General features: G+C 58.8%; 4 protein-coding genes and 1 pseudogene. 4 read left to right on the top strand and 1 reads right to left on the bottom strand.

Annotated features, from left to right (window positions below; genetic code table 11):
• Positions 1-111: 111 nt before the first annotated feature.
• Positions 112-1,098 (bottom strand): flavin-containing monooxygenase, encoded by a 987-nt coding sequence (locus tag EWH12_RS21135; RefSeq protein WP_165363690.1) that lies wholly within the window; start codon positions 1,096-1,098, stop codon positions 112-114.
• Between the two features lie 493 nt (positions 1,099-1,591).
• Here EWH12_RS21135 and EWH12_RS21140 point away from each other — a divergent pair, with 493 nt between their 5' ends.
• The 4 genes and pseudogenes from EWH12_RS21140 to EWH12_RS21160 all read left to right on the top strand — a co-directional run bounded on the left by EWH12_RS21140 (position 1,592) and on the right by EWH12_RS21160 (position 7,071).
• Positions 1,592-3,091, top strand: a complete 1,500-nt coding sequence (locus tag EWH12_RS21140; RefSeq protein ID WP_129927737.1) for an aldehyde dehydrogenase family protein — start codon at positions 1,592-1,594, stop codon at positions 3,089-3,091.
• Positions 3,092-3,317: 226 nt separating this feature from the next.
• Positions 3,318-4,094, top strand: a pseudogene (locus tag EWH12_RS22825) (alpha/beta hydrolase).
• Positions 4,095-4,174: 80 nt separating this feature from the next.
• Positions 4,175-6,745: a TonB-dependent receptor gene (locus tag EWH12_RS21155; protein WP_066769691.1), complete on the top strand. Its 2,571-nt coding sequence runs from the start codon at positions 4,175-4,177 to the stop codon at positions 6,743-6,745.
• A 41-nt stretch (positions 6,746-6,786) separates the two neighbouring features.
• Entirely contained in the window at positions 6,787-7,071 is a 285-nt protein-coding gene (locus tag EWH12_RS21160; RefSeq protein WP_082922042.1) for an NAD(P)-binding protein, read from the top strand.
• Positions 7,072-7,192 lie beyond the last annotated feature (121 nt).

The following is a 7,192-nucleotide window of genomic DNA, read 5'->3' on the forward strand; positions in this document are numbered from 1 at the left end:
TTCTCGAGGGTAAGTCCATTAGCGCCGTCGCAAGGACCTTCAACGTTCACCCGGCCACCATCTATCGCTGTATCGAGCCAAACAGTGCCTTATGACACTTTCCTGTTCCGCTCAGCCGCACGACCCACGTACGCGTTCCATGCGGCGGAAGTCCGTCAGTTCGTAGACTTCGGCCAGCGACATTGCACCCGCATCCTCGCCCTCGAGCATGACTGGTTCCGGTGACCAGATATTGCTCCACTCGTCGCCCACCAGATTTTCGGTCTGAGGTATGCCCGCTAGAATCGCATCGAAGTTTTCCATGCGCTGGCGCTGCCATCCGGCCTTCAGGCTCTTGAACCACGCCATGTCTGTCGGCGCGTTGTCGCGCACCCCGACGGCGGACGGGGTGCGCTGCACGACAATAAGCTCCTTCGACGCGATCGCGAGTTCGGGGACTACCTGTACGCCAGTCGCTCCGGTACCAACAATCGCAACGCGCTTGTCGGCCAGGCGGTCCATCGAGGTGGTCGGGCTGCCGCCGGTATAGTCATAGTCCCACCGACAGGTATGGAACATGTGACCGGTGTAGCTCTCGATCCCCGGTATGTCTGGCAGGCGGGGCAAATTGAGCGGCCCACTGCCAAGGATCACGAAGCGTGCGCGAATCACATCGTTCTGGGCGGTTTCGACGCACCAACGTTGCTGGTCTTCAGCCCATTTGAGACTCGTGACCTGGGTCTGAAACAGGGCATTGGGGTAGAGTTCGAAGTGACGACCAATGGCGCGGCTATGTTCAAGGATTTCGTGACCCGGAGCGTAGCGCTTGGATGGGATTGTTCCAATTTCCTCAATCATCGGCAAGTAAATGTAGGATTCGACGTCGCACATCACCCCGGGGTAACGGTTCCAATACCAGGTTCCGCCGAAGTCGCCGGCCTTGTCGACTATGACGAAGTCCTGAATTCCCGATCGGCGAAGGTTTGCCGCCGCAAGCAGTCCGGAAAAGCCGCCGCCAACAATTAGAACATCGACGTCTCGCGAGATCGGATCGCGACGTGCAGCCAAGTCGACATACGGGTCCGCGAACATTTCGGCGAAGCGGCCTTCCAGTTCCATGTAGCGGCCCGCCCCGCCTTGCATCCGACGCTTGCGTTCACTTGCATACCGTTCCCGGACATCGTCGATTCCGTCAGGTATTTTACGAGCCTCCAATTCCCAAATGGCGTGGCTGTCCGAGACATTATCGCTGGTTGGCCAGCACAGACGCGCGGCAGAAATCCTAATGAATCACTCACTCGCAACGTGCCATCGGGGTGCCGATACGGGATTGCGTGTCGATAAAAATTGCCCGGCAAAGCAAGTGGCGTGCCAAAGCGTTCACCCCGATTGTCACGACGCCTATATGTCGAACCGGACTTTACCGTGCGGACTGAAAGCCCCCCTTGTCAAGCAAAGCGCGGTGCAGTAAAACCCGTTCTGACAAGCGGAATTGCGTCCTGTAAAATGAGACGATCGGCAGAGTTTTGAATCGGAGACTTCGCTTCGGCGCTATCGTCGAGGCAACTGCCGAAAAGGAAATCTCCGGGTGCACGAGAGGAAAGATCAAGCGATGGCAGCCGTTGAAGACGTGCGTAATTATGCATCTGTTTCCCACATGTTCGATGGGAAGCCGAAAAAGATGTTCATTGGGGGTGAATGGGTCGAAGCGGCTTCGGGCAAAACTTTCGAGACCAGTAACCCCGCAAACGGCGATTTGCTTGGCCATATAGCCGAGGGCGATTTAGAAGATATCAACCGTGCGGTCCGCGCCGCGCGCAAGGCATTTGAAGGCGAGTGGTCCAAGTGGACACCCCAGGATCGGATGGCGCTGCTGCTGCGTGCCGCCGATCTGATCGAAAGCCATTTTCAAGAACTCCTCACCATCGACACTCTGGAAATGGGAGCTCCCATTTCGCGGGGCCCATTCATGAAGCAGATGATTGTCGGGGCGATCCGGTTTTATTCATCGCAAGTTTTCAACACCGCCGGCAATACTCGCCCGAACTCCCTGCCTGGCGATTTTCGCACGTTCACGCTGCGCGCTCCTGTCGGTGTGGTTGGCGGCATCATACCCTGGAACAGCCCGATCCTGAGCCAATGGTGGCTCATTGGTCCGGTGTTGGCTACGGGTTGCACGCTCGTCCTGAAGCCCGCCGAAGATGCTTCGCTAGTGGTGCTCCGCACGGCGGAACTGCTGGAACAGGCAGGCCTTCCCAAGGGCGTGTTGAATGTGGTCACAGGATTTGGCCCGACGGCGGGGCAGGCGCTGGCCGAGCATCTCGACGTCGATCGGATTGGGTTTACTGGCTCCACACAGACTGGCCAGGGGATCATCCGGGCCTCGGCCACCAACATCAAGCGCGTGCAGGTGGAGCTTGGCGGCAAGTCTCCGGACATCATTTTTGCCGACGCCGATCTGGATAAGGCAGTGCCCGGAGCGGCGATGGCTGTGTTTGCGAACAGCGGGCAGGTCTGCTTTGCCGGCACGCGCCTCTTCGTGCAGAAGTCCATTCAGGAAGAATTCCTTGAGCGTTTGCAGGCCTTCACAAAGACGCTGAAGGTTGGGCCCGGCATCGATCCGTCAACGCAATTGGGCCCCTTGGTCAACCGCAAGCAGCTCGAGCGCGTCACCGGCTATTTCGAGCTCGGCACCCAGGAAGGTGCCCAGTTGGTCGTCGGAGGCAAACGCCTCGGAGGAAACCTCGCCGATGGCAACTTTGTCGAGCCGACTGTCTTCTCGAATGTGCACAACGACATGCGCATAGCCCGCGAGGAAATCTTCGGCCCAGTCATCTCCGTGATCGGCTTTGAAGATGCGGAAGAGGCGCTGAAGCTCGCCAACGACACCAGCTTTGGCCTGGGCGGAGCAGTTTGGACCCGCGATCTGTCAACGGCAATGACGATGAGCGAAAAGATCAAATCTTCGACCGTCTGGGTGAATTGCTACGGCATCATTGATCCCAGTGTCGGCTTCGGCGGCTACCGGATGAGCGGGTACGGCTGGAAAGGCGGCCCGGATCAGATCGAGGGCTTCCTTTATCAGAAGAACGTCACGATGAACCTCGGCTGATACAGGCTGGGCGGGAGAGACGCGTGCGCGCATCAAGTCTGTCCCGCCTCCCGAACGAGTGCGGTCACTAGAACAGGAGCGGACGATGAGAGCGGATATTCAAAGGGCGTTCGAGCATTTGTCGGCTAGCATGAACGTCGATCCCCCGCCCCAGTCTATCGGGGAAATGATCGATCTTCTGCGCAGCACAACCGAGACCTACGGCGACGTAGTGCCACGCACGCCAATGACCGGCGTAAATTGCATATCCGTCGACGCGGGCGGCGTTGCAGCCGAGTGGATCGTTCCGGACGGGGCTACGTCCGACGCTATCACGGTTTATCTCCATGGTGGCGGATGGGCGGCAGGTTCGCTCAACAGCCATCGCCCTATGATCTCGGTTCTCGCCAAGGCCACCGGCATGCCCATCCTGAGCGTCGGGTACAGGTTGTCTCCGGAGAATCCCTATCCCGCCGGTCTGGAAGACTGCGTCACGGCGCTAAAGTGGGCGGAGACCAATGCTCCGGAAGGATTCGCAAAGGCGGCAAGTATCTTCCTCGCCGGTGATTCCTGTGGCGGAAACCTGACCGCAGCCACTTGTCTTCACCTGATCAAGCATGGTGGGCGCCTGCCCGACAAGGTGGTGCTGATCTCGCCGATGCTGGAGGCGTCGTGCAATCCTGATCGACATGACCGCGAAGGCGACCCGGTGGGTAGCAACGCCGGCGTCATCTACGTGCCGTAGATCTATGGGATCGATCAAGAACGCCTTGCCGACCCCATGGTCTCGCCGGTGCACGCCCCGGCCGAGCTGCTCGAAAAATTCCCGCCCACCCTGATCCAGGCTAGCGGAGCCGAGTTTTTCTACTGGGATGCGAAGACCTTTACGGATCGTCTAGCCGCCGCCGGCGCGCGCGTGACGCTGAGTGTGTGGCCGGACCTGCCGCACGTGTGGCATTTGTTTGCGAACTTTCTACCCGAAGCAGAAGAGGCAAGCGTGGAGATTGCTAAATTCCTGCGCTGAATGCATTATGTTTCCAAAAATAAAAGAACAAGTTTGTTTGGGCATGATCACAAATGATCAACATGAGGGGATAGTGTGAAATGAAAGCTTTTAATCAACTACTTTGCGGAGCGGCTACTGTTGCGCTACTTGCAGGCACCGCACACGCTGCGGACGAGCAGCCGGCGACCGATAGTGCGCCCTCTAACGAAATTGTCGTGACCGCGCAGAAGCGCGAACAGTCTATCAATTCCGTGGGCATGTCGATCACGGCTGCGTCCGGCGACACCCTGTTAGCCCGAGGCGTGACCGGCCCCGCTGACCTCACGCGTGTTGTTCCGGGCTTCACGTTCACCGCTTCGGGCTATGCGACGCCGGTCTATACGCTGCGCGGCGTCGGCTTGTATGAGTACAGCTTCGGCGCGTCGCCGTCCGTGGCGCTGTACCAGGACGAATTCTCGATTCCTTTTCCGACCATGAGCCTTGGCCTCGGGCTCGACGTGCAGCGCCTGGAGGTGCTCAAGGGACCGCAGGGCACATTGTATGGTGCAAGTTCGACCGGCGGCGCCATCAACTATATCTCCAACAAACCGACCGACACGCTGGCTGCCGGCGGTGATCTGTCCTATGACAAGTTCAACAAGCTCGACGTTTCCGGCTTTGTCAGCGGCCCGCTGTCGTCCACACTCAAGGGCCGCATCGCGGTCCGCGCGGTTCAGGGCGGCGACTGGCAGTACAGCCTTTCTCGCCGGGAAGACAAGAACGGTGCGAGCCGGCAGCTGATCGGGCGCGCCATTCTCGATTGGGAGCCGACGAACAACGCCAGGTTCGAGCTCACGCTTTCGGGCTATCAGGACAAGTCGGATACCCAGCAGGCGCAATTCATCTCCAACCAGCTCAACATTGTCCCGACAGCTGGATTCATCCCGGCTGGAGCCACGCGGAGCAATCCGTTCGAGGTGGTCAATCCGGCCGCCTATGCCGCGTTCACGAACCCGGCGAGCCCGAACTTCGACGCGAGCCTGGCTGCTCGGCAGGCGAAGGTCGCCGGTCGCATCGGCGAGCCGGGCACGAACTCCTATCTCGGCATGACGCCGATCGGCCTTGGCGACAACGCGCGAGTGGCAGAGTGGAGCCCTGAGTGGCCGCATCAGATGAACGATCGCATGTTCCAGGCTGCGCTAAGATCTTCAGTCGATCTCAGCGATACGCTGACCTTGACCTCGCTGACTTCCTACATTGATCAGAAGATCAACAGGGCGCAGGACAATGATGCGACCTTGGCCACGGCGCTTCCGGTGCGGGTGTTCGGCGGCGTCGAGTTCTTCAGCCAGGAATTGCGGCTGGCCCACGACAGTGAGAGTGTCCACCTCGTTGGCGGTGTCAACTATGACCACGCCAGCGTCGACGACACCCAGCGGTCCCTCAGTGCCTTCGACCTTTCCGTGGGTGAAGCACTGCCAGGCCTGCGCTTCACTGAAAACAGCCATGAGCTTAAGCAGAAGATCTCGAACTTCGCGGTGTTTGGAAATGCCGATATCGAGGTTGCGCCCAACCTGACCCTGCAGGCAGGCGCCCGCTGGACCAAGTCGAAGCGCGATGCCGCCTATTGCGGTTATGACCTGACGCCGGAGCAGCTGTTCTCGAAGACGTTCGGTAACGCAGACGTGGTTCCGGGCTTCGGCTTCTACGATCTGCAGACAGCGTTCGGACTCAATCCGGCCGGTCACGTGGTCGTGCAGCCGGGGCAGTGCATCGCGCTTAATGATAGTCCGACGGCGGGGGCCGACCTCTTTCGTCCGGCGATCACCCCGATTGAGAGATCTCTTAATGAAGACAATGTCTCCTGGCGGTTGGGCGCGAACTACAAGTTCGACAGCGGAACCCTGGTTTACGTCAGTGCCAGCCAGGGTTACAAAGCCGGCGTCTTTGGCAATGCTGCGGCTACTGCACAATCGCAGTTCCAGCCGGCAAAGCAGGAGCGCCTGCGCGCCTATGAGTTCGGCTTCAAGGCACCTCTGCTTAACCGCCGTGCCCAGTTCAATGCCGCGGCATTCTACTACGACTACGCTAACAAGCAGGTTCGTGCTAAAACTTCGGATCCAGTGTTCGGACTGCTGGAGAACATTCTCAACGTGCCTAAGTCCAAGGTCCTTGGGGTCGAGGCCGAACTTCAGCTCTACCCCGTCGACGGTTTGAACATCTCGCTGAGCGGTTCCTATCTCGACTCCAAGGTGAACGGCAAGTTCGACAAGACGATTGCCGGCCTCGCGATCTACAACCAGGCAGGTTACAAGGGGGACTACAACGGCTCGACTCTGCCATTCACGCCGAAGTATTCGGCCGTTGTCGATGCGGAATACAAGTTCCCGGTTTCGGCCAGCACGGAGACGTTCTTCGGTGGCACCTTGACCTACCAGGACAAGACGAATGCCACGTTTGAAACGGCGGTGCTGAAGGCGGACGAGTATCGCATCCCGGCCTATGCGCTGCTTGATCTGCGAGCCGGTATTCAAAGTGCTGACGGGAGCTGGAAGGCGTCGGTGTTCGGCCGGAACGTGGGCAACAAGACATATGCCACCACGATCTTCTCCGGCAGCGACGTGCTCTACCGCTACACCGGGCGACCTGCCACTTACGGCGTCTCGCTTACCGTGCGCTACGGAAATTAGAACCACTCGGCAGAAAGTTCCGAGTAGAAAACAAGGATGAAATGGCAGTGGATATGAAGAAAAGCGCCAGCATCGCGGTTCTGGGTGCTGGCGCCGCCGGACTAGTGATGGGTTACAAGCTGAAAGCTGCGGGCTTCGAGAATTTCACAATTTTCGAGAAGGACGATGCGGTCGGCGGAACCTGGAAGCGTCACAATTATCCCGGATTGTGCTGTGACGTTCACAGCCATATCTACAGCTATTCATTCGATCGGAACCCTAACTGGAGCTCCACTTTTCCCCGCAGGGATGAGCTTCTGGCGTATTTTTCCGGCTTTGCGGTGTAGATATCAGCGCTGATTGGCACCGTTCTGTCAGCGCTAAGTGACACCGATCACGAGGGTGCTGCGTGCAGCTTCCACCACGTCGTCAGTGATCGCGTTCAGGCCGTTGATCCTCAGGATGCGC

Source organism: Sphingobium cupriresistens (assembly GCF_004152865.1).
In the GTDB taxonomy this organism is placed as follows: Bacteria; Pseudomonadota; Alphaproteobacteria; order Sphingomonadales; family Sphingomonadaceae; genus Sphingobium; species Sphingobium cupriresistens.

Excerpts from the sequence above, each read along its gene's own strand:
- EWH12_RS21135 (WP_165363690.1), bottom strand. The coding sequence starts at position 1,098 with ATGGAACTGGAAGGCCGCTTCGCCGAAATGTTCGCGGACCCGTATGTC.
- EWH12_RS21155 (WP_066769691.1), top strand. The coding sequence starts at position 4,175 with ATGAAAGCTTTTAATCAACTACTTTGCGGAGCGGCTACTGTTGCGCTA.
- EWH12_RS21140 (WP_129927737.1), top strand. The coding sequence starts at position 1,592 with ATGGCAGCCGTTGAAGACGTGCGTAATTATGCATCTGTTTCCCACATG.
- EWH12_RS21160 (WP_082922042.1), top strand. The coding sequence starts at position 6,787 with ATGGCAGTGGATATGAAGAAAAGCGCCAGCATCGCGGTTCTGGGTGCT.